This is a genomic window from Aneurinibacillus migulanus (genome assembly GCF_001274715.1).
Classification (GTDB): Bacteria; Bacillota; Bacilli; order Aneurinibacillales; family Aneurinibacillaceae; genus Aneurinibacillus; species Aneurinibacillus migulanus.
In genome coordinates this window covers 613,775-637,118 of the sequence record NZ_LGUG01000004.1, presented here as the reverse complement: position 1 = coordinate 637,118, position 23,344 = coordinate 613,775, and the positions used below count along the sequence as shown (strand labels likewise).

32 protein-coding genes are annotated in these 23,344 nt (G+C 42.2%); 2 read left to right on the top strand and 30 right to left on the bottom strand.

Going from position 1 to position 23,344, the window contains the following annotated elements; genetic code table 11:
* Window positions 1-43: 43 nt before the first annotated feature.
* Both AF333_RS04810 and AF333_RS04805 read right to left on the bottom strand, forming a co-directional pair.
* Window positions 44-808 (bottom strand): DUF3891 family protein, encoded by a 765-nt coding sequence (locus AF333_RS04810; RefSeq protein ID WP_043065019.1) that lies wholly within the window; start codon window positions 806-808, stop codon window positions 44-46.
* Between the two features lie 109 nt (window positions 809-917).
* Window positions 918-1,568: a cell wall hydrolase gene (locus tag AF333_RS04805; RefSeq protein ID WP_043065020.1), complete on the bottom strand. Its 651-nt coding sequence runs from the start codon at window positions 1,566-1,568 to the stop codon at window positions 918-920.
* Window positions 1,569-1,744: 176 nt separating this feature from the next.
* Here AF333_RS04805 and AF333_RS04800 point away from each other — a divergent pair, with 176 nt between their 5' ends.
* Window positions 1,745-2,932: an MFS transporter gene (locus AF333_RS04800; protein ID WP_173585724.1), complete on the top strand. Its 1,188-nt coding sequence runs from the start codon at window positions 1,745-1,747 to the stop codon at window positions 2,930-2,932.
* 52 nt (window positions 2,933-2,984) lie between these two features.
* Here the strand turns inward: AF333_RS04800 and AF333_RS04795 are convergent, their stop codons facing one another.
* From AF333_RS04795 to AF333_RS04770, 6 genes are all read right to left on the bottom strand, one after another.
* Window positions 2,985-4,364: an FAD-dependent thymidylate synthase gene (locus AF333_RS04795; protein ID WP_043065021.1), complete on the bottom strand. Its 1,380-nt coding sequence runs from the start codon at window positions 4,362-4,364 to the stop codon at window positions 2,985-2,987.
* Between the two features lie 21 nt (window positions 4,365-4,385).
* Window positions 4,386-5,477 (bottom strand): HD-GYP domain-containing protein, encoded by a 1,092-nt coding sequence (locus AF333_RS04790; protein ID WP_043065022.1) that lies wholly within the window; start codon window positions 5,475-5,477, stop codon window positions 4,386-4,388.
* Window positions 5,478-5,573: 96 nt separating this feature from the next.
* A complete protein-coding gene (locus AF333_RS04785) occupies window positions 5,574-5,876 on the bottom strand; it encodes a YunC family protein (protein WP_043065023.1) in 303 nt (100 codons plus the stop codon).
* Between the two features lie 68 nt (window positions 5,877-5,944).
* A complete protein-coding gene (locus AF333_RS04780) occupies window positions 5,945-6,202 on the bottom strand; it encodes a DUF6154 family protein (protein ID WP_043065024.1) in 258 nt (85 codons plus the stop codon).
* A 218-nt stretch (window positions 6,203-6,420) separates the two neighbouring features.
* A complete protein-coding gene (locus AF333_RS04775; protein ID WP_043065025.1) occupies window positions 6,421-7,860 on the bottom strand; it encodes a bifunctional metallophosphatase/5'-nucleotidase in 1,440 nt (479 codons plus the stop codon).
* Between the two features lie 17 nt (window positions 7,861-7,877).
* Window positions 7,878-8,708, bottom strand: a complete 831-nt coding sequence (locus AF333_RS04770; RefSeq protein ID WP_235496111.1) for a sulfite exporter TauE/SafE family protein — start codon at window positions 8,706-8,708, stop codon at window positions 7,878-7,880.
* Window positions 8,709-9,493: 785 nt separating this feature from the next.
* Here AF333_RS04770 and AF333_RS04765 point away from each other — a divergent pair.
* A complete protein-coding gene (locus AF333_RS04765) occupies window positions 9,494-10,105 on the top strand; it encodes a hypothetical protein (RefSeq protein ID WP_052811916.1) in 612 nt (203 codons plus the stop codon).
* Window positions 10,106-10,156: 51 nt separating this feature from the next.
* Here AF333_RS04765 and AF333_RS04760 read toward each other — a convergent pair whose 3' ends face one another.
* From AF333_RS04760 to AF333_RS04665, 22 genes are all read right to left on the bottom strand, one after another.
* Window positions 10,157-10,336, bottom strand: a complete 180-nt coding sequence (locus AF333_RS04760) for a hypothetical protein (protein WP_043065026.1) — start codon at window positions 10,334-10,336, stop codon at window positions 10,157-10,159.
* Between the two features lie 216 nt (window positions 10,337-10,552).
* Entirely contained in the window at window positions 10,553-10,726 is a 174-nt protein-coding gene (locus AF333_RS33450; RefSeq protein ID WP_021624893.1) for a hypothetical protein, read from the bottom strand.
* 60 nt (window positions 10,727-10,786) lie between these two features.
* Window positions 10,787-11,044 (bottom strand): hypothetical protein, encoded by a 258-nt coding sequence (locus tag AF333_RS04755; RefSeq protein ID WP_053432656.1) that lies wholly within the window; start codon window positions 11,042-11,044, stop codon window positions 10,787-10,789.
* Window positions 11,044-11,805 carry an N-acetylmuramoyl-L-alanine amidase family protein gene (locus AF333_RS04750; RefSeq protein WP_043065028.1) on the bottom strand — a complete coding sequence of 254 codons (762 nt, stop codon included), beginning with the start codon at window positions 11,803-11,805 and terminating at the stop codon, window positions 11,044-11,046. The genes AF333_RS04755 and AF333_RS04750 overlap by 1 nt, the downstream gene beginning before the upstream one ends.
* Complete coding sequence (locus AF333_RS04745) at window positions 11,802-12,152, bottom strand: hypothetical protein (protein ID WP_052811919.1); 351 nt, start codon at window positions 12,150-12,152, stop codon at window positions 11,802-11,804. The genes AF333_RS04750 and AF333_RS04745 overlap by 4 nt, the downstream gene beginning before the upstream one ends.
* A 77-nt stretch (window positions 12,153-12,229) precedes the next feature.
* On the bottom strand, window positions 12,230-12,379 hold the full coding sequence (locus AF333_RS04740) for an XkdX family protein (RefSeq protein WP_043065029.1): 150 nt from the start codon (window positions 12,377-12,379) through the stop codon (window positions 12,230-12,232).
* A 2-nt stretch (window positions 12,380-12,381) separates the two neighbouring features.
* Window positions 12,382-12,579 carry an XkdW family protein gene (locus AF333_RS04735; protein WP_043065030.1) on the bottom strand — a complete coding sequence of 66 codons (198 nt, stop codon included), beginning with the start codon at window positions 12,577-12,579 and terminating at the stop codon, window positions 12,382-12,384.
* Entirely contained in the window at window positions 12,576-12,782 is a 207-nt protein-coding gene (locus AF333_RS04730) for a hypothetical protein (protein WP_053432655.1), read from the bottom strand. The genes AF333_RS04735 and AF333_RS04730 overlap by 4 nt, the downstream gene beginning before the upstream one ends.
* Window positions 12,751-13,863, bottom strand: a complete 1,113-nt coding sequence (locus AF333_RS04725; RefSeq protein ID WP_235496101.1) for a hypothetical protein — start codon at window positions 13,861-13,863, stop codon at window positions 12,751-12,753. The genes AF333_RS04730 and AF333_RS04725 overlap by 32 nt, the downstream gene beginning before the upstream one ends.
* A 350-nt stretch (window positions 13,864-14,213) precedes the next feature.
* A complete protein-coding gene (locus tag AF333_RS04720) occupies window positions 14,214-14,486 on the bottom strand; it encodes a hypothetical protein (RefSeq protein WP_043065031.1) in 273 nt (90 codons plus the stop codon).
* Window positions 14,476-14,769: a hypothetical protein gene (locus AF333_RS04715; protein ID WP_043065032.1), complete on the bottom strand. Its 294-nt coding sequence runs from the start codon at window positions 14,767-14,769 to the stop codon at window positions 14,476-14,478. Before AF333_RS04715 ends, AF333_RS04720 begins: the two co-directional genes overlap by 11 nt.
* On the bottom strand, window positions 14,766-15,350 hold the full coding sequence (locus tag AF333_RS04710; RefSeq protein ID WP_053432653.1) for a putative phage tail protein: 585 nt from the start codon (window positions 15,348-15,350) through the stop codon (window positions 14,766-14,768). The genes AF333_RS04715 and AF333_RS04710 overlap by 4 nt, the downstream gene beginning before the upstream one ends.
* Window positions 15,343-16,428, bottom strand: a complete 1,086-nt coding sequence (locus AF333_RS04705; protein WP_052811924.1) for a baseplate J/gp47 family protein — start codon at window positions 16,426-16,428, stop codon at window positions 15,343-15,345. The genes AF333_RS04710 and AF333_RS04705 overlap by 8 nt, the downstream gene beginning before the upstream one ends.
* Window positions 16,415-16,885 (bottom strand): DUF2634 domain-containing protein, encoded by a 471-nt coding sequence (locus tag AF333_RS04700; RefSeq protein WP_052811926.1) that lies wholly within the window; start codon window positions 16,883-16,885, stop codon window positions 16,415-16,417. The genes AF333_RS04705 and AF333_RS04700 overlap by 14 nt, the downstream gene beginning before the upstream one ends.
* Entirely contained in the window at window positions 16,882-17,322 is a 441-nt protein-coding gene (locus AF333_RS04695; RefSeq protein WP_043065033.1) for a DUF2577 family protein, read from the bottom strand. The genes AF333_RS04700 and AF333_RS04695 overlap by 4 nt, the downstream gene beginning before the upstream one ends.
* A gap of 9 nt (window positions 17,323-17,331) precedes the next feature.
* Window positions 17,332-18,327, bottom strand: a complete 996-nt coding sequence (locus AF333_RS04690; protein WP_235496099.1) for an XkdQ/YqbQ family protein — start codon at window positions 18,325-18,327, stop codon at window positions 17,332-17,334.
* Complete coding sequence (locus AF333_RS04685; RefSeq protein WP_043065035.1) at window positions 18,312-19,139, bottom strand: D-Ala-D-Ala carboxypeptidase family metallohydrolase; 828 nt, start codon at window positions 19,137-19,139, stop codon at window positions 18,312-18,314. The genes AF333_RS04690 and AF333_RS04685 overlap by 16 nt, the downstream gene beginning before the upstream one ends.
* An 11-nt stretch (window positions 19,140-19,150) precedes the next feature.
* A complete protein-coding gene (locus AF333_RS04680; RefSeq protein WP_052811928.1) occupies window positions 19,151-21,235 on the bottom strand; it encodes a phage tail tape measure protein in 2,085 nt (694 codons plus the stop codon).
* Window positions 21,228-21,377: a hypothetical protein gene (locus AF333_RS33445; protein ID WP_158502347.1), complete on the bottom strand. Its 150-nt coding sequence runs from the start codon at window positions 21,375-21,377 to the stop codon at window positions 21,228-21,230. Before AF333_RS33445 ends, AF333_RS04680 begins: the two co-directional genes overlap by 8 nt.
* A 23-nt stretch (window positions 21,378-21,400) precedes the next feature.
* On the bottom strand, window positions 21,401-21,808 hold the full coding sequence (locus tag AF333_RS04675; RefSeq protein ID WP_043065036.1) for a hypothetical protein: 408 nt from the start codon (window positions 21,806-21,808) through the stop codon (window positions 21,401-21,403).
* Between the two features lie 43 nt (window positions 21,809-21,851).
* Window positions 21,852-22,277 carry a phage tail tube protein gene (locus AF333_RS04670; protein ID WP_043065037.1) on the bottom strand — a complete coding sequence of 142 codons (426 nt, stop codon included), beginning with the start codon at window positions 22,275-22,277 and terminating at the stop codon, window positions 21,852-21,854.
* A gap of 12 nt (window positions 22,278-22,289) precedes the next feature.
* Window positions 22,290-23,342 carry a phage tail sheath C-terminal domain-containing protein gene (locus tag AF333_RS04665; RefSeq protein WP_052811930.1) on the bottom strand — a complete coding sequence of 351 codons (1,053 nt, stop codon included), beginning with the start codon at window positions 23,340-23,342 and terminating at the stop codon, window positions 22,290-22,292.
* Window positions 23,343-23,344: the final 2 nt, after the last annotated feature.

The window sequence follows — 23,344 nt, the reverse complement described above, 5'->3', positions numbered from 1 at the left end:
ACCTACGAAAATACACTTTATTTTTTTCAATTGGATATTACTTCTATAAAACAAACGCAATGTCTCGTGTCTTCCATTGAGCTTTTTGGTAGGCTTGCGCTAGCCCTACCTTCTGTATTTCATCTTTTGAAACTTCTTTAAATGGTACAGAAACTTCAAATTCCTCCTCGAACGGAAACGGAGCAAGACAGGCAGTTTTTCTGTTAAGCCAGCGGGGAATGATTTTCTTTCCTCCACTGAAAGTAAACTTTTGAGGGAAACCGTTCCGATACCAACCCACTTCCTGTTCTTTCGTTATTCCTGGCTCCTGGAGACACATATACAGGGACAGGTTGTCACAAAATTGCAACAACTCGAAATGAAAGTCCAATTCTGCTTGCTCTGCTTCTCTTATACCCAACTTTTCTTTCAAATGAAGCTGACGAGCTTTCTCGTCTCGCACATATGCCAGCGCTGCCTCTTCTGAAGTTCCTTGCAAAAATGAAACATAATGCATACTACAAAGCAGTCCCCCGTACAAACTTTCTGCTTCTACTTCATCTACTCCTTTTCGATAGAAAGAAAGTTTAGGCACAAGCGGAAAATCGATAAACGTATACGGCTTACGGGTTGCATCGTTCCAGAATGGCGTATCATCCAAGTCAATCCAGCCACGATCATGTTGACTAATACTCCAAATAACCTCTTTGCGTTTTTCTTTTCCAATAAAGTATTCAGCCTTCCATCTGTTAGCCATTTCTCCTGATGCTAGAGCATGATGATGCTGGGTTACCATCACAAATTCACGCTCTCGTTCGTATGCAATCATGAGTATCCTCCTTACTTCATTTTCGCTGCTTTACCCTTTCATCGTACCTTCTTCCCCTGCATGCCGCAAATAAAATCCCCGTATCATAAAGAAACGGGGGGGCTTGAGTTTATTTGGCAAATATATGTTTTCCAATTTTCTTTGTTTGGTGGCGCGTCCAAATCCATTTTGAAGTGGCGATGTCTGGATTAAAGTAGTACAACGATTTACCGGATGGATCTTGACCACGTATTGCCGCCCGTGCAGCGCGATACGCCTGTTTACTTGGCTTTAGTTTATACTGACCATCAGACACAGCTGTAAATGCTCCAGGTTGAAAAATTACGTCATGAATCGTTTTCGGGAATTTATCCGATTTGAGACGGTTCATAACGACCGCACCTACCGCTACCTGGCCTTCAAATGATTCACCGCGTGCTTCACCGTGAATGACACGAGCCAGCTTATCAAGTTCGGCTTTGCTTACTGTTAATCGCGCAAGCCTGGCCATTGTATTCGGACCGGCCACTCCGTCGACAGATAATCCTTGCTCACGCTGAAACTTGCGCACTGCAGCCTCAGTCAGTGTACCGTAGTATCCTGTAGCCTTTGCAGAAAGGTGGCCCAGAGTACCCAAACGAACTTGCAAATCCTTTACAGCGCCATTTTTCATACCATACTTGAGCGTAGATGCAGCTTCCGCGCGATTATGTATTGGTCCTGCCACGGATCCCAGTATAAAAGCGGATAGAAGCATCGGCAGTAAGATTTGTTTCTTCATGTTGGCTAGCCTCCTCTTTCTCCTTTCCCACATTATAGGCAGCACCATATGACCATTCAATGCACAAAAAGTCGTAACTGTTTGTGAAACGAAGCAAATGCTTGAATTTTTTAGCAATTTCTGCTCATTTGCGCTAAAATTATAGTAAATCTTTCCCGGGAAAAGGAGATGGTTTTTTGCCTTCTTTGCCACATGGCGCTACAGAATCCCCGCTCTGGACACGCGCATTCATTTTGACAACATTATCTAATCTTTTTTTATTTACGAGCTTTCAGATGCTAATTCCAACACTGCCTATCTATGTCGAAAGAAATGGGGGAGACGAACTGGCAGTTGGATTGGTTATCGGCATTTTCACCGTGTCCGCTCTATTGGCCCGCCCGTTTGCAGGAAAAGCCCTTGATACCCTTGGGCGCAGGAAAGTTATGGTTATTGGACTTATTATTTTTATCCTGTCAATGGCTGGCTATTATTGGGTCACGACTATCTTTCTGATTTTAAGCCTTCGTGTGATTCATGGCGTTGGATGGGGGATTACTACGACAACGTTCGGCACAGTAATCTCTGATATTATTCCTCCAGAACGACGCGGCGAAGGAATGGGATACTACGGCCTGTCGAGCACATTGGCCATGGCTTTAGCCCCCTTGTTCGGCATTTGGCTAATGGAGAAATCCGGTTTTGGCTGGCTATTTTTCCTTTGTACACTACTAGCTATTTTCAGCTTCCTTATCTCGCAGACGATTCACTATCCTGATGTCCCTGCTTCTGCTCCTGTTGAAGAGAACAAACAACGAAGCAAGCTGGATGATCTACTTGAGAAGAAAGCTCTCTTTCCTTCTTTTCTCGCCATGATGTTGGGGGTTACATATGGAGGGATCGTTACTTTTATCACACTGTTCGGCCAGGAGGCAGGCATTGTTAATGTGGGATGGTTTTTTCTCGCCAATGCGCTAATGGTTATGCTTGTCCGTCCGATAGCCGGGAAACTGTTTGATCGAAGGGGACATGTGTGGATTCTCCTTCCCGGAGCATTCTTTACGATAGCTGGACTTCTGCTTTTATCTTATTCCAGCAGCGTGCCTTCACTCATTTTTGCTTCATTATTTTATGGCATCGGCTTTGGGGCCATTCAACCAACGCTACAAGCATGGACGATTAATCGTGTGGCCGTTAACCGGCGTGGAGCCGCAAACGGCACGTTCTTCTCCGGATTTGATTTAGGGATAGGAGCTGGGGCTATGGCTCTAGGCTTTGTGGCCAAATCGGCAAGCTATGCCGCAATGTACCGTGTTTCTATCATCTTTATCGTATTGTATCTTATTACCTACATTTTCTATCTCCTCAAACAGAAGAAACAGTAAGAAAAACGCGCAGCCATGGCTGCGCGTTTTTCAAGCGATATAACCGGAACTTTTATTCCCTAGAACGGCGGTCCATTTTAAAACCGGATAACGCCTGTTCTTCCTCCCGAAAAATCCGCTCCAGTTGAGAAGCGACGCTACGAATTTCATCCTGTACATGTTCTTCCTTATGAAGTGTCACAAAATGAGCCAATCCGTACATATTGACATAGAATGGCAAACGGCGTGCATTTGCATTCAATACTACATACGGCGCAATGCCGATAAGGCCAGTCTGCACAAGAGTGTCGTACAGCTCATGTGATTTATTCCGCATCAATAACAGTACGTCCATAATACGCTTCGCCGCTGCTGTACCACTTACTGTCACTACTTCTCGCGGCAGAATGAGGCCGTAACGCGTATCAGGGAGCTGCAATGAAAAATCGAACGCCCTATGGCGAATAATCTGATGATGACAGCCTTCGGAGCAAGTAATGGCGATTCGTTTGCCGAATGCTCGCATGACTGTAGGTAGCTCGTTCCACTGACTTATCTGCGACAAATCACCAAGCACCATATCTTCTACTCGGGTAAAGGAAAGCGCCAGTGCCTTGTCCGATACTTCAACAAAAGGACCGCTATAGACTGGCAGCGTTGCGACCTGCCGTATTCTCCGTTGGTAGAACTCAGCTACATAAGAGCGTGCGTACGGTGTTGCTTCCAACTGGCCGATAAGGGATGGAAGCACCTCAGCCGTATGCATCCGAATTTTTTCTGCTGTCTCTGCTACTTCGCGGTTGTAGCCTTCATGCGCCAGCATTTCCACAATGGCGTCCGAAATAGCACGAGCATTACCGGTAATGGCTACGTTTGATTTCGCAGCAAGAGGTAGCACACTTCGCGCATTCTCACAGGCTAGCTTCTCGATTGAAGCATCTTCCATCTGTGGATTTTTTGTTTTAATGATTTCGAAGAATAAAGAGACAAATTCCTTATATCGCTCCGCACATTCCTGTCCAAAGGCAATGTACCGCTCTTTTAGCTCCGGATGCCTATCCAGTTCGGCAGGTATGATGAAATTCTGCTGCTTCCGCAGACAGCAACCGAACTCTGTAAAAGATAATCCCTTGGCAGCCTGGACAGTCTCCAAAATTTCAGTAAACCAATGCGATACACCCTCAACACAGAATTGAACAAATGCATGTTCTTTCGCGCTGGGATGGTCGTAGGTTCCCTCCCCTCTCTTCATAAACCCTTCTGTATAAGCTGTATCCGGTAAGTGAACCATGCCTTCCCTGATTATGTCATCCAAGTGGTCACGGATGCCGCGTGAATCCAAGCTTGCTTTAGCAAAAATAGTGCCGACAACTTCAGTCGGCACATTTTTAAACGCATATACATTATCTACCGTGCTCGTTACGTACTTCTTCAACTTCATCCCGTACCTCATCTCATTCATCCACCTCAGCTATTACAAAATTGTGTCACACTGCACAATCGTTATATTTAGCTCCTTGGAGAGATCGATTTCATAATACGGCTCTGCCTTGTCTCCATCTTCGTGCTTAATCACACGTACGATCGGACGTGCAGGCAAATTGCGGTTATAGTCCACCACAATGCCGGTGGCGCCATTGCTTAGCGTGACGGTTAGGCCGACCGGATAAATAGCAACCGTCCTGCGGAACGCTTCTACAACCTCTGACTCAAATTGGGTCCCCGTTCCGCCAAAAATAATCTCCATGGCATTATGTGGAAGCATCGCTTCGCGATATACACGGTTTGTTGTCAACGCATCAAATACATCACATACTGCAAGTAAACGTGCGTATTTATGAATATCCTCCCCTTTTAGTCCACGAGGATACCCGGATCCATCCATGCGTTCATGATGTTGATATGCACAGTGTGCCGCCAACAGCGGAATGCCCTGCTGATGTCGTAAATAATCAAACCCGTATTCCGTATGCTTTTTCATAATAGAAAACTCATCATCTGTTAACCGGCCGGGCTTATGCAGGATTTCATCAGGAATCATCAGCTTTCCGATATCATGCAGCATCGCACCTATTCCGAGTTCAAGCAACTCTTTATCGTTATACCCTAATTGAAGACCAACTGCAGCAGCATAAATAGCAACATTCAGCGAATGTGCATATACATAATGATCTTGAATGTACATATCACTCAATAGTCCCAATGCTTTGCGGTTACGTTTCAAATCGCCGAGAATCGACTCGAATACATTACGGAAAGCTGTAATAGTATTGGGAGAAAGACGAGATTTCCATTTCTTCTCTGCATGAATAATCTCCGAAAATCCCTGATAAATGACTTTTACAGCTGCACGCCTCGTCTCTGGCGATACGATCTCTTCTACTTCCAGATCTTCCGTCGCTTCATCTTGTATGTATAATGTGTAAACCCCTTTTTGTTTGAGTCGCTCAATGATATGCTCTGTCAATTCCATATCCGTATTGAGCAGTATTGTTCCCTGATCCGTACAAATTGGCTGCGCCAAAACCATGCCGGCCTGGCATCGTTGAATCGAAATTAGTCGCATACGTAATTAGCTCCTCACGTCCTCTAGTATCTTTTTCTCATTATACATATGCTACTTTAGGAAATCGACCTAAAAAAAGAGCTTTCCAGAGGAAAGCTACAGCATTGCAATAATCGCGTCTTTTCCTTTCATACCCGGTTCGATTCCTATCTCTCTAGCCGCTACGGTGACTGATTCAAGTGGCGCTTCAAGCAATTGTTCGATGGTACGCACACCGAGTGCTCTTCCTGCAATAATACCCCGGTCGGCAAGACGTTCATTCAACAGGCCCACATCAAGTGCACCGCACATGATATATCCTCTTTCCGTTGTAACCATTAAAAGGTTGGTTTTTGGTAACTGTACTGAAATCGCGGTCACTTGATGACCATCAAGCACAAGCGGTTTCATCTCAATCATTCTTTTGCCCTCCTTACCCCTTTCCGTCTCTCTTTACAGTATGTAAATGGCGCGGACCCGGTGACTCCTTAATGGTAGCGGTGCTGACGGGTGTTTTCCGGTCGTACGCTCCCTACGCCTTCCTCCGCCATCTTCACACGCAGCATCTCCATCAAATACAGCCCAAGCATCTGATAAATCTCCGTATCCTGCATCTCCTGAATCCATTGCATTAATTCCTCTTTACTTTGTCCATGTAGCAGCCCCATAACGATGGCTGTCACGTCCTCTTCATCACCCGTTAACTTATCACGATACATGTTATAAATGTCATTGACTAGCTTCATAAAATCTGATTACCCCTTTCACTTCTAGAGGATGTTCAAAAAGTCTGGGAAACAGAGCTGCGAATTTCTGCATGGCATTGCGCCTCCGCTGCTCACGTAGTCTCATCTACGCTCCGCTGCCCGGACCTGCCGCGCCTTGAACTTCACGGCTCTGTTTATCCTCCTTTTTGAACACGCTCTTCTATAATACTAATGCGGTTTTTTCTAGTATATCCCGCTTATATCTCATGCCAACGCTTGCGTGCAGATTTCTGTAATTCCTTTTCGTCCTGTAGCTGTTTTCGCAATACATCCCGCAAGAATTCCGGAATATAGAACTGTTTTTCCGTTCCCTGTTTGAACATCGGGAATATAATGCCAAACGTAAACATATCAATCGTACCGACCGTATACAATCGATCTGCTTGCAGCGGAATCCCCTGTATTTCTACACGTTTAATGCGCTGTCCGATAGGAGCATGTCGGTCGTAATACACTTCAGCTCCATCTATGCTTAACCAGCCGATAACTTTGCCACGGAAGCCAAATCCATTCACTTCCCTGCGGATAACCGACACATCTAACGCTTCTTCCAGAATCACCAGCAACTGATTTCCTTTTAGCTTCATTCTACAGGGATTAATCGGGTGAGGACACAAAGACAGTAAGTCTTTACGGGTAACCTCCCCCTTTCGCAAAGAAAACAAGAGTGTCCCAGAGTTCACAAAGCTCACTTCTGCATCTACCCATGAGCGTAATCCATCCGCCAACAGGTTAGACAGCGGTGACTCTTCTTCCCATGATACAGGAAGATCAGACTTTAAACTAGTGATGACTTCTCCCATAATGCTCTCAGCCATTTCCCCGTGTCGCTCGATTACTTCTTCCACCTTTTCATCTGGTTTGTACAGCCGGGTCGGCAAGCAATTGGCATGCATTTTCCGTATAACCCTTGTCTGTCTATCATATGTTACAGTTACATGACCGATGTATTGCCCGAATTTCCCGGTCTGACAGATGAGCGTATTCTCTACCCGCTCTCCTTCCGCCAAATATGTATGGGTATGTGCGCCTAAAATAATGTCGATTCCTTTGATACTGCGGGCCATTTCAACATCCCGACCATATCCAATATGCGAAAGAATAACGATAAGATCAACACGCGCGCGAATAGCCGCTACATATTTAGCTACGACTTCCTCAGGTACAAGTGCGGTTAACCCCAACAACTCATAGACTGAAGGGAATGACGCTGTAACGCCAATCCAACCGACAGTTAGGTCACCGTATTGCTGAATAATATAAGGGCTGAGAAAAGGAGGGATTTGCTTTGTTTTTGCATCTAACAGATTGGCACAGATGACAGGAAAAGCAGCGTTGCGGTACAGTTGATCAAACTCTATCCGGGGGAAAGTCAATCCTTCATTATTGCCGATGGTTGCCAAATCATATCCTGTTTCGTTCAGCACATCAATATTGGCCTGCCCCCAGGACGCTTCCGTTTTCAGATGTGCCCTATCCATATGATCGCCCAAGTCAACGGTAACTACAGTTTCTTCTCTTTCCTGCAACGTAAGCCGCATCGTTTTCAATCCGGCAGCAATGCGCCCCATCCATTCGAAATGGCTATGCAAATCGTTCGTATGCAGAATGTGTAGGATACCTTCCCCTTTTTCCACCGTATCTCCTCCTTATCTCATAGTAGTCCTTGCCAAAGCATACGCACGGCAATCAAAAGCAGAACAAAACGCAAAATTCTTTCCAGCCATTTGCCTGAAAGCTTGCGTGACAGTCGGCTTCCTAAAAGCCCTCCAATCCAAGCACCTGGCGCAATGGCAATGACTGCGCTCCATACGATATGGTCAAGTGTAATGTGTGTGATGCTGCCGACAAGCGAAGACAACAGAATAACGAACATGGAAGTGGCTGCAGCCACATGCGGCGGAAACCGAAACATCACAAGGAGAAAAGGAACGAGCAACGCGCCTCCGCCGATACCGAATACACTCGACAAGATACCAACTACCAGTGCAATGCTAATTGCAACCGGTTTAGAATATCCATATGTATACACCTGGCCGCTTACATCCGTATATGTTTTCGTCGTTTTCCACCGATTTTCCTTGCCTATGGCAAGCTTTGATCGATATGACAAAAGAACAAGCATAAAGAGCATGAAAATTCCATAATACAGGTTAAAGGAATCTTTGTCGAAAAAAGAGGAGAGCCATGCACCGATAATAGCTCCCGGTGCGCTGCCTATAAAAAATAAAAAGGCGCTTGAAACATCAATTAACTTTTGCTTGGCATAGCTAATACTTGAGGACAACGCTGTAATAATAATAAGCATAAGCGATGTACCTATCGCAAGCTGAGGTGTTATTTCGGGTACTCCCGGAATGAAGTTGGACAAATAAAACAAGGCGGGTACAAGAATAATCCCTCCTCCTAGCCCAAGCAAACTCCCAAATGTACCAGCTGCAATACCAATAAGCGTCAGAATGAACCAACCCACTTTTTTATCCACTCCAATGTGAAAACATATCATTATATATCTTTCTTATTTTCTTATTATCATATCATACATTTCTTTTTCCTATTTCTAATCATCAATTTTCGATTTTCACGCAAAAAAACTCCCAAACCATTCGTTTGGGAGTTTTTTGCGTTTTTGTGTTAACCAATAGAACCTTCCATTTCGAACTGGATTAAAGAAGCGTTTTAAAGCGTTTCAAAAGCTATACCAACTATGTAGATTTCGCCATTTTATTCAGTTTACGTTTAATTTTATTTCATACCTCTTCAGGGAAATGGGGGCAAAAAGGGGGCAAGCTAAGAACAATGAAGTATATATTCCACTTTTAGTTTCGCGTTAACAAATGCATTTACCACTCACACGAATTATATACCTACGATACAATATTTTTCACTTTCTTGTATCACCCAATCTTTAAACTAAATCACAAGTCATCTGTTATGCTATAGTATACTGTTTAGAATTGATACCTAAACCACTTTTTCGCTACATATCAGAAAACCACTATATAATAAGGAAGCTTTACAATATTACAAAACAAAAAGCCTAGAATCATCTGGGCTTTTCTTTGTGTCTTTATATACACTTATGAACTCCACTCCACTTCATTTTTATTATCATATTTAGTTACAATCGGGGAATGGAGTATTATATCTCAGTGCGCTGTTCAAAAGTTAGTTTTAAACAGATAAATCATCTCACATTGAAACTAACAAGAAAAACAAACAAAACCGATGCTATAATTAAACGTAAAATATATAAAAAGGAGAATTTGTATGGATTTAGAAAAACGCAAGAGAATAAACAAAAAGATTTTTACGGTGTTCGGTATATTTATTGTATTAATTATTGTCCTATTTGCTCTTTTGCCTAATGACAAATCAACCACCACAGAACAAACTCAAGGAGAGAGCAAAAGTGAAAGAGTAATGTCAGAATCAGAAATAAAACGCTTTAATGAATACGCGCCAAAACTAGCAGGTGGAACGCTTATCAAAGAAGCGAAAGCAAACGATTCTGTTGCTGAAGTTGTATATGCTGATTTCGAGGAACATAAAAAACTTCATCCTAAAGATAAAATGACAAAACAATTGTTTGATGATTATTGGGGAACTGGTGATAAAATAAACAAAGTTTTAATGGAAGAACCACTTCGTTTATTACGTGAATTTCCCAGTTTAAATGATGTGAAAATGACAGTTAATTATAACGGGAAAAAGTATCATGTAGAAGTAAACAGAAAAACAATTGAAGAATATTTTAATATCAATCTTGATGAAATACATAATGATGAATCTTTAGATAAGTGGAGAACGAAAGTAGTTCAGGTTTACTTTACAAAGGAAGAACGCGAAAAGTATGTTGCTAAATTTATAAAAACAAACTAAGTATACAGCCTCCCGGATGATGGGAGGCTCCTTTCTTCTTAACCCCTTCTATCACTTTACAGCTTCGATAACCTTCTTTGCTTTTTCGTGAAGTTCCGGGTGTTGCTTTGCATACTCTAAAAACGCTTCTTCTAAAATATCCTGTTGATCTTTCTCGGTAATGAATGACCAAGCTTTTAGAAGTTCGATAGTTTCCTCGTGAAGTCTATATGTGCGTGTTTTCTTTGCCATTTATTTACGTTCCTTTCTTTTGCGCTTACTGAAAAGAAGAAACAAAACAACAAGTGAAGAACCAAGAGCGAGTATAGCTGAGATGAAAGCGAACCAATACACGTTCATAGGGATACCTCGCTTTACTTTTAGGTATAGGGGATGTAAAATAAGCGTATAAGATGAATAGGGAAGTACAGACCGAGTATTGCACTCGGCCTGCCTTGCTACTGGCTTCTAGCGTGTCCGGCGCTTAGGAGCCTTTTTACGTTTAGCGGCTTTTTTCTTCTTGCGACGTTCTTTTCTTTGGTCGATTTTCTCTTCCAAAACAAGAAGTGCAATAACGATGTTTGCCGCTGTTAGGGCGAGTGATGCAACGCCCGTCCATAAAGCAAGCTCTTCCTTATCCAACTGTATACCCCCCTTTCCGGGGCAGGGCTTATTTCATCCCCTACATATAATATATCATAATTATGTATTTTTGTAAATATAAAAATATAGATTCAAGAAAAAAATCCCACTATCCAAATGGACGGTGGGAAGTTTGATTATTTTTCTTTTGTTTTTCCTGTATACCCAGATACCGACGCCAATGCAAGCATAACTAATAAGATCTAATCCTAAATCCCAAAGGTCAGGAGGAACAATGATTCCTCTTGCGTTCAAAATCTGATACAACAATCCACCAAATCCAGCCAATAAGAAAGGATCTTTCAATCGTTCTTTCATTATCCATTCACCTTCTTCATTCCAGCGGCTACTCGTACCTCATCAGCAAGGCGCCCGATCTCTTTTTTCTCGTTTGCATCTGTAGAAGCGTTCCATCTATCTTGCAAGATACGAATTACTTTGTTTGCATCGTCAATTTTCAATTTAACTTCCTCCTTAGGTTTAGTTACCGGCTTATTTACTGGCACATAGGCGATACCGATAGCTTTAAGTACACCCTGTCCAATGGCTTCTGCGAACTCAAGTAAAAAAGCAGCATCTTTCATTAACGCTGCTTCTTTGGGATTGGTTATAAAAAAGCATTCGAGTAGGGCGGCCTTTGCTTTGACTTTTAACACGGCTAGATTTGTTCGTATCTTGATTCCTCGGTCTTTTAGTCCATACTTCTGTAGGAACACTTTGACAGAGGCATGTAGGGCTTCAATTTGTCCGTTCTGCGAGTAGCAAAGGGTTTCGTATCCATTAGCGGAAGGATTGTCTGCCGCGTTCATATGAAGAGACAAGAAGAAGTCAGTTGCCTTGCTGTTACTGAATCGTTGTCGCGTTGACAAGTCCTCGTTTTTATTCGTTTTAAGGTTTGAAGCACTTGAAAGTGAACGTTCGTTGTTCCGTGTGAATAGAACAGTTACACCGTGTCGGGTTAGTACATCACGAACCAACTTAGCCAATGCGAAAGCGCGTTCATGCTCCTGTAGACCATTGCCTACTGCTCCCGGATCGGGTAGTCCGTGTCCCGGGTCAACAACTACGATTTTACTCATTGTCCTCCACTCCTTTTTAGATGTTTAATTTCAATCCACATTTCTTTGACGCTTGCTTCTAACGTAGCAAGACCGTGCTGAATTTTCTCCAATGTCTCAGATGTTCTTTCGTGACTATCGTTCGTTCTTTCAAGATGATCCATAAGCTTTAATTCTCGTTCTTTACTTTCTTGCTTCTGTTCAGCAACTAAGTCTTTTAATTCTTGTTCTCGTTCCTTGTTTTCTCGTTTCAAGTCCTTGAATACAAACGCTACTGCTGTGATAGAGACAAGAAAAAGAATGACAAAGAGTATCCCGAATGCTGCTTGTGATTCTGCGATTTGTTGAGCTACCTTAACATCTGGCATGACAAACCTCCCCCTTATATAAAAAGGGAGCCGAAGCTCCCAAATAAAAACGCCTCTCCATTTAGGAAAGACGTTTGTTATACGGTGATTATGAAATCCTCACCTGTGATTATTTTGAATTCCTCTGGCGTAATCTCGCCAAATGGATTCTTCTCTGTTTTTACTGCAAGACGAAGTTGATCTTTTGTTACCCATTTCATGTTATATGCTAAAATCCAGAATGCCATGTTTACTCACCTCCTTTCAACTGCATAAGCTCTATCTTGACTTTAGCTAGTTCCTGTCCAAGTGTTTGAATGATCGTATCTTTCTGCATGTTTTCAATTTTTAATTGCGCCAACTCCTGTCCCATCTTAACTAACGGTGCTTTTTCTTCTGCTCGCTCTTTTTCGATTTGTGATAGTGGTTTTTCATTGATGATGATCAATCGAACGCACCCCCGAATCCATTCACAATAACTTGGCTGGTCGCTGTCCCTTTTTCAAATACAAACCGTATGTCTACACCCCATTGTGCCGCTGTCTTCTCGGTATTCGTAAAAAGAAAACCGCGATTAAACCGGACATGATTCGTTATATCCTCCCAGGTAGGAGAGGCATCAAAGGCGTTGTTGCATGCTTCGATTTTCATTGTCGCTCCGTTTGGGACCACCGCATCGAGGGTGACAAGACTTGGCGGCAATATCGGTGACAAATGGATTCTTTAGTTTGAATTCGAGCTTGGTTTCCTGCCGGACAAACGTATAGGTACGTGATGACGTCATCCCTTTACTGTCGGTTGCTTCAACAGCTAGGGTGTGTTGTACCCCTGGTTGCAGTCGTATCCACATGTCATGAGGAATGGTAATGGTGTTTTCTTGTCCGGCTACACCTGCGAAAGAGCGTATGACCTTCCCATCGATTTTCTCAGTAACAGTAAAGGCATCCCCTTCTGGTTCGGTTACGGTATAGGTTTTAGATGGTATCGCCTGAATCGTTCCTAAATCCTCGTTGGTTCCGGAGATGACAGGTGGACGGTTATGGATAACGCGGAATTTACGTGTGACTTCCGCTGACTTTCCGCCTTTGTCATCTTCTGCCCAAACGGTAAGTGTATGGTCCACATTCTCGGCCAAGTCAACGGTGACTTCTGTAGATCCGTCGCGGAGTCGTTTACCACTGAACGTAAGGTTTTTGGCAAAAGAAAGAGGCGTGCCATTGACAACGCCCGATGTGATATTCCGTATTGTTCCGCTATTAATTTTGTATTTGACAGTTACAACATCACCGTTGTCGGTGTCTGATGCGCTACCAGTTATCGGAAGAATATTTCCTTCAGATAATGTGATATTATTCTGAGTTGAAAGCGTGAGAGTAGGGATAGAGTTTAAAATCTCAAGGACAGGGCGCCAACCAGTAGAAACGCCGTAACCAGAAGGGCTAGACCAATCTAAATAACGAGCAGAATGGTAGCCACGTACTGGACGTTTATTATTATCCTTATCGAATGCCTCTTGACAAAAAGAATAAATGTAGTACCAATTCCAAAATTTATTGTGGACGCTATTCATATCATTTTCGTCTTTATTTGTATCCAAATCACTTGTTGATGGTTTGGGAAGGCCGCTAAAATTCGATTCGTTTGTAATAATTCGATCCCACTCATTGCTCGTTGGAGTACCACCAGAGAATGGATCTCCGTTCGAACGGTAAGTTTCTCCGCCAGTAAGCACACGTAATTTACATTGCCGACCATCTATTGTAAATGTCTTTCCGAAAATCAGTCCATAAGTATTAAGATCGTTCCATGTGATATTAATTAATATAACCCTATCACAGATTAACAGTTTTTTACCATCGACAGTGACTTCTCGCCATTGGATTTTATAAGCATCATTTGTATCCGTATCACGAATTTCAATAACGGGTTTGGAGGTATTATTATAACTAGGGATATCGCCATAATCGGACGCTCCAGGAGGTATGGGTACGTTTGTAACACCCGTCCACGGTCGAGTTGGACGCGCTTGTTTAACTCCACCTAAATATAGTGTGCCAAATTTAATCAAATCTCCGTTCGCCATTATACCACCAGCCTTTTATTTACCTCGTCATACCATCCACTGATGACCTGAACATCCGTCAATGTATCTAGGTTCTCTGTAAAGATGTTATCCGTAAAATTGTTGAATAAGGCGTCTTTTACTGATTTCACATCGATTTGAAGGGCGGCTATGGCTGCTGCATGTTCGCTTAACATAAGGTGTGCGTCATAGATACCTCGTTCCCAACGATTCGCATCCGATTCTGTTACGTCGTTATTGTATTTCCAATCAAGTTTAGGGTTATACGCCATCTATCGTTCCTCCTTTTACTTCGAACCGAAACGTAAACTCTAGCGCCTGCCTATCGGTCACATCGATACTTCCCATTTTCTCCGTAATAAGTCCGCCTTGTTCGTCTAACAAACGCAACGACGTAATCTGCGTAACTCCACGAATAGGTTCGGCGATAATCACTACGTTACTTCCGTCCTGATGCGCAGATTTTACTGGAACTGTATGTTCGCTATTTACGACAACGGTGGAAGCTCGCATATATAAATCTCTTGCTACACGTGTTAAGTACGCTATATTCACGTTAACTCCACCTCGTTTTGATATTTCGTAAAACTCATGCCGATACGAAACTCTCCGATTCTATGATAACGACGCATATTTACGGTAGCCCTCTCGTTAATACTTACATACTCTTTTAGGCTAGGCGCAAATCCGAAGTTCAGATGAGCCGGAAGAAGTTCGCGTAATGTATCGATAACATCCGTAAAGTTCTTTCCGACTGCTTGATCGAAAAGAAATTCGATCATCACTTCGTAATCAGCAAACCGTTCTACAACGCCTATTTCTTCGCCAAACCATGCGCTTACTACTTTACGAATCGTTTCCTTTGTTACCGTTTCAGAAAAACGCATCTTAGCAAGTACACGCTCTCGGCGTTCCTGTAAAGGTTTGGTTTCATCAACCGGAATACCGAGTATCTTTTCCCAGTTAGCGATCCCCCATGTGGCTGTGCTTGGAGAAGATTGAGCATAAACATCATTTGCAACTGCATTTAGTTCATCTATTTTCAACGCCCCTGCTCGTTCTATATTCTGAGTAGAGTCATCTTCTCGATATCGAACAGGAAGCATTTTCATCATACGTTCATAAGCTTCACTCATAGAAATTCACCTCACCCAAAACAGCTACATCTTCATTTTTCATTTCAATGTTTGCTGTGCCGCCGTTCACGGTCAGGTTTTCGTAATCGATTATATCTGTGATATCTCCTAATAGGTTTGAGATACGAGTCCAACGAACCAGCGGGTCTTTAAAAGCAAGACTCTTTAAATATTCCTGTACAGCCGGGATGAATTGCTGACGAATCGTTTCGATATCGGCATTGGAAGCTGGTTGTATACGCGCTTCGATATTGATCAACACCTCGTTTACACCAACAACCGTCGGATCTGCACCAATAGGACAAACAGACTCAATGTACTGTTGTACATCGTCGATAACACTTTGCGCTGGTGCCTTTCCGTTCTCGTCTAATAGAACAATCTTGACTGTACCACCACCATTCCAGACCGGATATACTCTACATTCAGCAACGCCCGGGCGGGACATAGCCCATTGTCGATAGTGTGCAGGGTTCCCAGAGATACCCGGATTGCGTACCTCTTCTAAAAAACGCTTGAGTAACGCTTCGTCCGATTCCTCGTCTACGCCTCCTGTAAAAGCATCGTGCTCTATTGCATCTATCCCAGGTATATCCTCAACTAACTGTAATGAGTTTGCTGGAATATTTCCTATAGCACCCGGTGTTGTACATTCAAATGACACATTAGCTTCCCCTGCTGAAATCGTTGCCTCTTCTGTTGATATATATTCCAGAACATCATCCGTTCCTATGTAACGAGCGATAGTTCCGGCTGGAATAGGCGTGCCTGTTTCTCCTGTGAAGTTAATAGCTCCTTTTGCTGGTACGGCGAGTTTTCGATCTACACCAAATTCTCTAGTGCGTAGTGTTAATTGTTGAGAAGCCATGGAAGAGTTGATAACACTGTTGAAATAGAAATTCTCTATTATAACTTGAAGTTTATGGGATTCATTTGCGAAAGGTCGGGTTTCATCCCATACAAACTGCCCCTCTGTCTTATCATATCGGGGATTGACATTTTCAAGCATTCCCTCATGTATTTCATCGATTTCCTCAATTTCAAAATCAGGAATTGATACTACGTCATCCATTTCCATAGAGTGGCACCTCCATATCAAACGATTGCTCATCGACTAGGTTTACACGGAAGTATACTGTTAATCGATCTTCGTCTTTTTCAAATCTCCACTCCGATAAAAAAGCCACCCTTGGGTGTCGGGTGGCTGAAGCTTCGATGTTCTCTTGTAACTGCATACGCATATCATCAGTTATCACCCGACCAATGCAAAACTCCGTTAAAGTACCATACTCAAATTCCGGCGCATCTGGGTAGTTAGCATAAATACCATATTGATATTTTTCTGTTAAGAGTATCTTTGTCATCCACATTTTTACGGCTTCAATATCGTTCAATTCAACGCGACGACCATTCTGAATTACAAATTGATTGTTCTTAAAATCAAATAAAAATCCTGTGCCTAAATCTATTTCATCAGCTTGCTGCTGTTCGATTTCTTCTAATAATTCATCAGGATTCGGCATTTGAGGTATCATTCAAACTTCACCGCCCTATCTATCACATAATAAATTTGTTGGTCCTGTGCTGCCATAATAATGACTTCATCACCGACTTTTAATTCATCAAGATATTCAACGTCCGAATCAGATAGAGAAAACGAACCGTTTGCTACAGCTATATCATGTGAATGTTTGTATGGTGGATCAAGTTCTTGAGAGGTTGCACCTGCATTTTTTGAATGCGAAAGATTAGCTGATGAAGAAGTGATCTTCATTTTTCGATTGTGCTTAAGTATATGTTCAGCAAAGATTAACATTGTTTTATCAAGTTCTATTTCTTCACCTAGTTTGATTTCGATATCAGGTAAAGGTTTAGATACAACACCTATTTGAATCCCAATGAATGAAGGGTTTTCTCTTTCCTTTAGTAATTGAGCAAGGTGTGTAGCGAATCTTTCGGGTGTTATGCCCATATAATCACCTCAATATCGTTTAAAAGTGCAACTTACTTTATGAATACCATTTGCAAGCGTGTGGTTTGTACTTGTGATGATAAATTGTCCGATGATACCTGTTTTTGCCTCGGTTATCTTAAGTACCCGGCCCGAGCGTACATCGTCATGGCCTAAGAGATCAAAACTAACCTCTTCATTCACTCGATTAAGCTCCTGCAAAGCCGATAATGCTTGTCTTTTTGCATCGGATAGGGTATTACCATCGAAAGTAATTGCTTCTTGTAGCAAGCCATATTTGCCTATGCTATCAGGTGCAGCTATGCTTGTGTAAACCTGATCATCTTTAGTTATAACGATGCTATTTCGTAGTTCTGAAATAGACACTCTACGTTGCGGATTGCTAATAAACTCTAGTAAATCAAACTTGCCACTGTTACTAGAAAGCTTTATCGCTACGTCCAATAAAAAAGCATTCTGTCGGTCAATGACAAGTTTTCCATTCTCCATTTGAAAACGGTAGTCCTCGCCTATGTCTCGTTTGGCCTGATACAGAATGTCTTTTATAATATCGCTATAGGTTTGTTCGTTATAAATCTTTTTGATTTTCGTATTCATGGTAGCAATTCGAGCAGTAGGAATAGCAAACGGCCCAAGCAACTTTTTAACGCAAGCTGTAGCTGTTTCTTTCCCTTTAAACTGAATCGTCGTTTTGCTCTTGTTGAGATAAAATAAAGGATCGTAGCAAGTGATAGCCCTATTTGTCTCTGTATATGTCATATCGAAGATATAGCCCATAAATATAACTTTACCCTCGTTTATTACAGTTACGATATCAGCTGGGGCAATCTTAAATTTGAAATAGGGTGTAGCAGATGCGATTGGAAGAGTGAAGTCTAACCTCTGCCCTAATTCCTCTATAGAATCTGACCAACTCATCGGGCCAACAACGGGTGTCAACTCATATCGTGTGCCTTCATGTGTAAGGAATATTTGGTGCGGCATAAATATTACCTCTTCTTCCAATCGATATGAACGTGATCGTAATGGCCTTTAGTTCGCCATAACACAAAGTACCCATTCTTCCGGCCCCATGCTGCTAACTGGTCTAATTTTTTCGCATTACCTACAACGTCATACGCTTCATTAGTCAAGTGTGCCGAACTTTTAGCGCCACCTACCTCTTTGTTGTGCTTGGCTGAGCGTCCGGCTGAACTAATGCGCAATCCAAGTTTCTTGACCTGCTCACGTACTGCTTTTGCCTTGTCCGAGTCATAACCCTTTCCCGGTTTACCTTTGTTGCCAGATTTTTTACTATCTTCCTTTGGAGGCGCAACATATTTATCGAATTTCGGTACGGTTGGTTTTACCTTGCCTGTAGCTTTACTTACTTTTAATTGCGGGAATATAAACTCTGTCATTTCTAAGGTGTAGTAGATATCCCGGTTACCACTTCTTACTTTTGGTTCGAATCTATCTAACGTAACAGCCATATTTATACCGTAGTACGGTATTTGTAGTCGTATGGGTACTCGCCTATCATTCCAGCGTCGCAATTCCTCTATGCGCTTCTTAGCAGCGTTTCCTTGTCCTCCCCATCCTTCGAACCCGGCAAGCCCTGTTTTATCTACTTCATAGTAGTTATCTGGGAAAAATGTTGTAAGAGAAAAGCGACGCAATTTCTTACTCCCGATTAGTCGAAGTTCTCCGTTTACGGTTTCGAATACTTCATGATTATTCTCGAACCCCCCCGGATCAATTTCAGAAGGAAGGATAGGAATTTGCATTGTTTTCTCTCCGTTATTAATAGAAAGGAATATTGAAATAGGATTTCCCATCACCTCACCTCCTAAATATTTTCCAAAGCTGGGCCGAATTTCGCCATGAATCTTCTGAACTCAGTATCTTCCCCGGCACCACTTGCGTAATAATTAACAACAACATTGGTCGGTTTATTAACTGTGCTAGTTGTCGTATTGTTTGTAGTAGTCTTATTGTTTACAATACCTTTGTTGTAATCCTTATTTTCTTGGGCTGTAAGGACACGTTCACCTTTATGGAGTCTTGCAACATAATTGTCATATGGGACATAAGGAAGTCCATCTTTGTGCCCCGGCAAGTTACTATCTCCACCTCCACCCATCCAAGAAGGTAATTCAAATTTCGGAAGCTCAAAGCTTGTAATAGATTTTTTGAAAGCCTCCCACTTCTCTACAATAGTGTCGATCCACTTTTTAACTGGCTCAAAAAACTCTGATGCTTTTTTCTTTGCTGTTTCCATAGCGGTTGAAATAGTTTCTTTGAATTCTCCCCATACTGCTGCTGTTTTTGTTTTTACATTCTCCCAAGCGCTTTTTATTGCGGCCCATAATTGATGTGTCTTTTCTTTGACTACATCAAAGTTTTTATACAGCAATATAGCCCCGGCAACCACTCCGGCTATTAAGGCGATTACAACACCTAACGGATTCAAATTCATTGCGATATTCCAAGCGATTTGTGCAGCAGTAACAATTTTCGTCCATGTATTCACTGCAATAAGTCGGGCATTTAAAATAAGCAAGGTTGCGTTATAGGCGACTACAGCAGCCGTAATGCTTCCTACCACTGTCTCGATCATGGGCCAGTTCGTTTTTATGAAGTTATAGACTTTGCCGGCAGTAGCGAATACAGTATCGATTGCTGCCGTAATCTCTGGCATCTTAGCAATTAACATATCTGCCACTTTACTTAACTCAGCTAGAACAGGCTTCATATTTTCGCCGATACTAGTAGAAAGTTCTCGCCACACCTTAATAGCTTTGTGCTGTAGATTATTTTGGAGTGCTTCTCCTGCCTTCTCGGTTGCGCCTTCTACATCACCCAAACCTTTTACTCCATCTGCCATTGCTGTTATTACTTTAGCACGTACATCTTCCCATTGTGTACCGAACAAATTAACCCCAGCTTCATTCTGCTTCAATGGATCTTTCATATTCGCCAATGCTGCAATCGTAGCAACAAAAGCCTGTTGTCCTTTTTCGCCACCTTGAGCGATTGCCTCACCCATTTTATCAGCATTTAATCCGATTGCTTCGAATCCTTCTGTGGTGGTTTTACTTCCATCCTGGGCACGTAGATTAAATTCTTTTACAGCATCCCCGACTTTATCTAAATTCCATGCACCTGCTTCGGCACCCTTAACTAGAATTGCTGTCATTTGGTTAGCAGATAGGCCCATATCCTTAAATTGCGGAGCATACTCACGCATAGTATCAAGCAACTCATCCGAGAAGTTACCACCCTTTTGAAAGCCTGTGGTGATTAAGTCCATAGCCTCATAACCATCAATACCAAACTGTTTCATCATAACGGAGGCTGTACGTGTACTCTCCATTATCTCTCCACCAAAGGCATCCCGGATGGTGTATGCATAATCTAGTAATTCACCACTTGTATCATCACCTAAGTTACCCATGTTTTGCCTTAAGATGACAAGATCGTCGGAAACAGCCTGTAGAGAGTCGCCCCATCCATTCACAAATGTAGATTTAGCAATCTCCCCTAGTTGTTCTGCTTTCTCATTAGTAACACCGAGGCTTGCTTGTATTCTGGAGACGTTATTCTCCATCTCCATGGCACTTTGTATCCCGGCTACCCCCAAAGCCCCTAACGCAGTAACAGCGGCCCCAGCAGCAGCTACAAGACCAACAGCAAGATATCTACCAACACGCGTGTATGCATAATATGAGGCATTCGCTTGGCTTACTGAACGTTGCCAAAAGCTTTCCATTTGCGAACCTACTTGAGAGGTTGCAGGGCCAATAGAGTCAATAGCATCATTTGTTCTTTCTAATCTTTTTCTAAGCTCATCTACTGCCTGTGTGGCACCTCGCATTGGATTAGTGAAACTATCTTTTAAAGAAAGTTCAGTGCTTACTACAAAATCAGACAAATGTACTCACCCCACTTTCAAGGAGCTTTTGTTGTTCTTCTTTTTCTTTAGCTGCACTCGCCATCATAAGTTCTTTCTCTTCATAAGGCAGAGTATCTATAACGCTAGAAAGAACACCTTTTTTCAGGTAGTGATGATACATATGAAACACATCATCACTCTCGATTAGTTTTTTAGATCATCCACCAATCGCACTGGGGCAGCATTATCACGACCTGCAAGATTAAGAATAAATAGAGCTACTTGCGGGATTTCTACTACCTCAAAAAACTCTTGAACAACAGCAGAAGGATTTTTCTTACACCCAAGCGCTTCAATGAGATCCTTATCTTTCAAATTTGGTTCTACTACATTGCGTAAAATTATCTTTTCTGTGGCCTTTTGTAAGACCTCGCTGTCATTTTCTTTTGTTCGCTCATATACAAGCGCATGATCGTACTCGCGCAAATCCTCCCGAGAAGGAGCTTTGATTTTGATTTCTCCTTCAAGAGAGGGTATATATACCGTCGCTATTTTTTCTTCGACCTTCGCTTTTCGTTTCGCGATTACATCTTGAATATTTACAATTGCCATAGTTACCTCCAATAAAATAGGGCAGCCCATAGGCTACCCGTTATTATTCTTCAAATTCCATTTTTGTTGGTGGGAATGTAAACGATATTGCATCATTCATAATTTTCTTGGGTTCGAACGACATAATATCAAGATCGCCATCAATTTTACATTCGTTAGCAATAGCTGTTTGTGTCTCATTTGTAGCTGCGTTTGTAACTTCCCCGATATACGTAAAGGTAGGATCTTTCCCTTTTTTCATTTCTTCAACAAAGCGCCTATATACAAAAGCGTTTGTTTTAATTACTTCGACACTACCTTTTCCACTCAACCCGACTAGTTTAGAATACTCATCCAATTCACCAACTAGATCGAAGTTTTCGCGTTTCGGTGTGACTTTTAACTCTGATTTTTGAACATAGAACAATTCCTCGCCATCAAAGTAAACTTTGCCACCCGATCCGGTATATACCTTATCTTCTACTGACATTCTCTACACCTCCTATAATCCGATTACAAATGTTAAATCTTCCATTGAATCAAGAGCGCTAATATTCGCAGCTAAAAATACATTCGACGCCGTATTAGCTCGTAAAAGTTGGCTATCATTCATTGTCGATATGTCTTTTCCAATCGATTCAAGATAAAGCTTGTTCGCTTCTGCATCTATCCGAGCACGGTTTAAACCTTCAGCATCAAGTGCATTTTCGATTACAAGTTGCTGAAAATATGCATTTACCGAGGTAACAAACATCATCTTATTTACAAAGCTGTTTGTGTATTTACCAACGTAATTATCTTCAAATGTCATACGAATATCCTCGCGAATCATATCGACAACCTCGACAATACGAATCTTAGAGAAGATAGCTGACTTTTCAGTTGTGAACGTCACCAAGGAGTTTACAGCGCGTCCAATCTTCACCTTCCGGCCGTCATTGATTAGGATGAGTTGCCCGGCATCAATATCTGCATTCGGATCGTCATGTTCATCAATGGATTCTACATCGGAAAAAGCATAGTACGTAGCCGAGCGAGTAAACGGAAGTCCAGCAAATACGGAAGCAAGACGCACTGTGAAATCAGCCGTTGTTTTTGTTTTACCATCCTTCATTTTGATGTTCGTTGTTGTAAAGTTGATAATACCCTCATCATCAGCGGCGGCATTTGCAAGTACAGCCTTATAAATTCGTTTCTTATTAGTGCGTTGACCTTTAATAAACGCTGTGATATCTGTAATATCAGTTTCCGTAGCTGCTGGCATAGCTAGATAGTTGAAATACATGCCCTTCAATGTATTGAGTGCATCAGCCAAAGGAGCCTCGGCCCCAATCGGCACCACGATAACTTTTGATGGTGTACCGTAAAAAGCTTCCTTTACATGCACAATGTTCTCGGCGCTGAAATCGGTCGTTTTCACTTCTTCAATACCGTTGTATATCTTCACTTCTGTTTTCGTGTCTCGAACGATAAGGGCTACAATCCCACGCGCTGAACGTGATACAGCACTAACAGCTAGGGTTTTGAAGATAATATCAATCTTAGGCAGTCCCATTC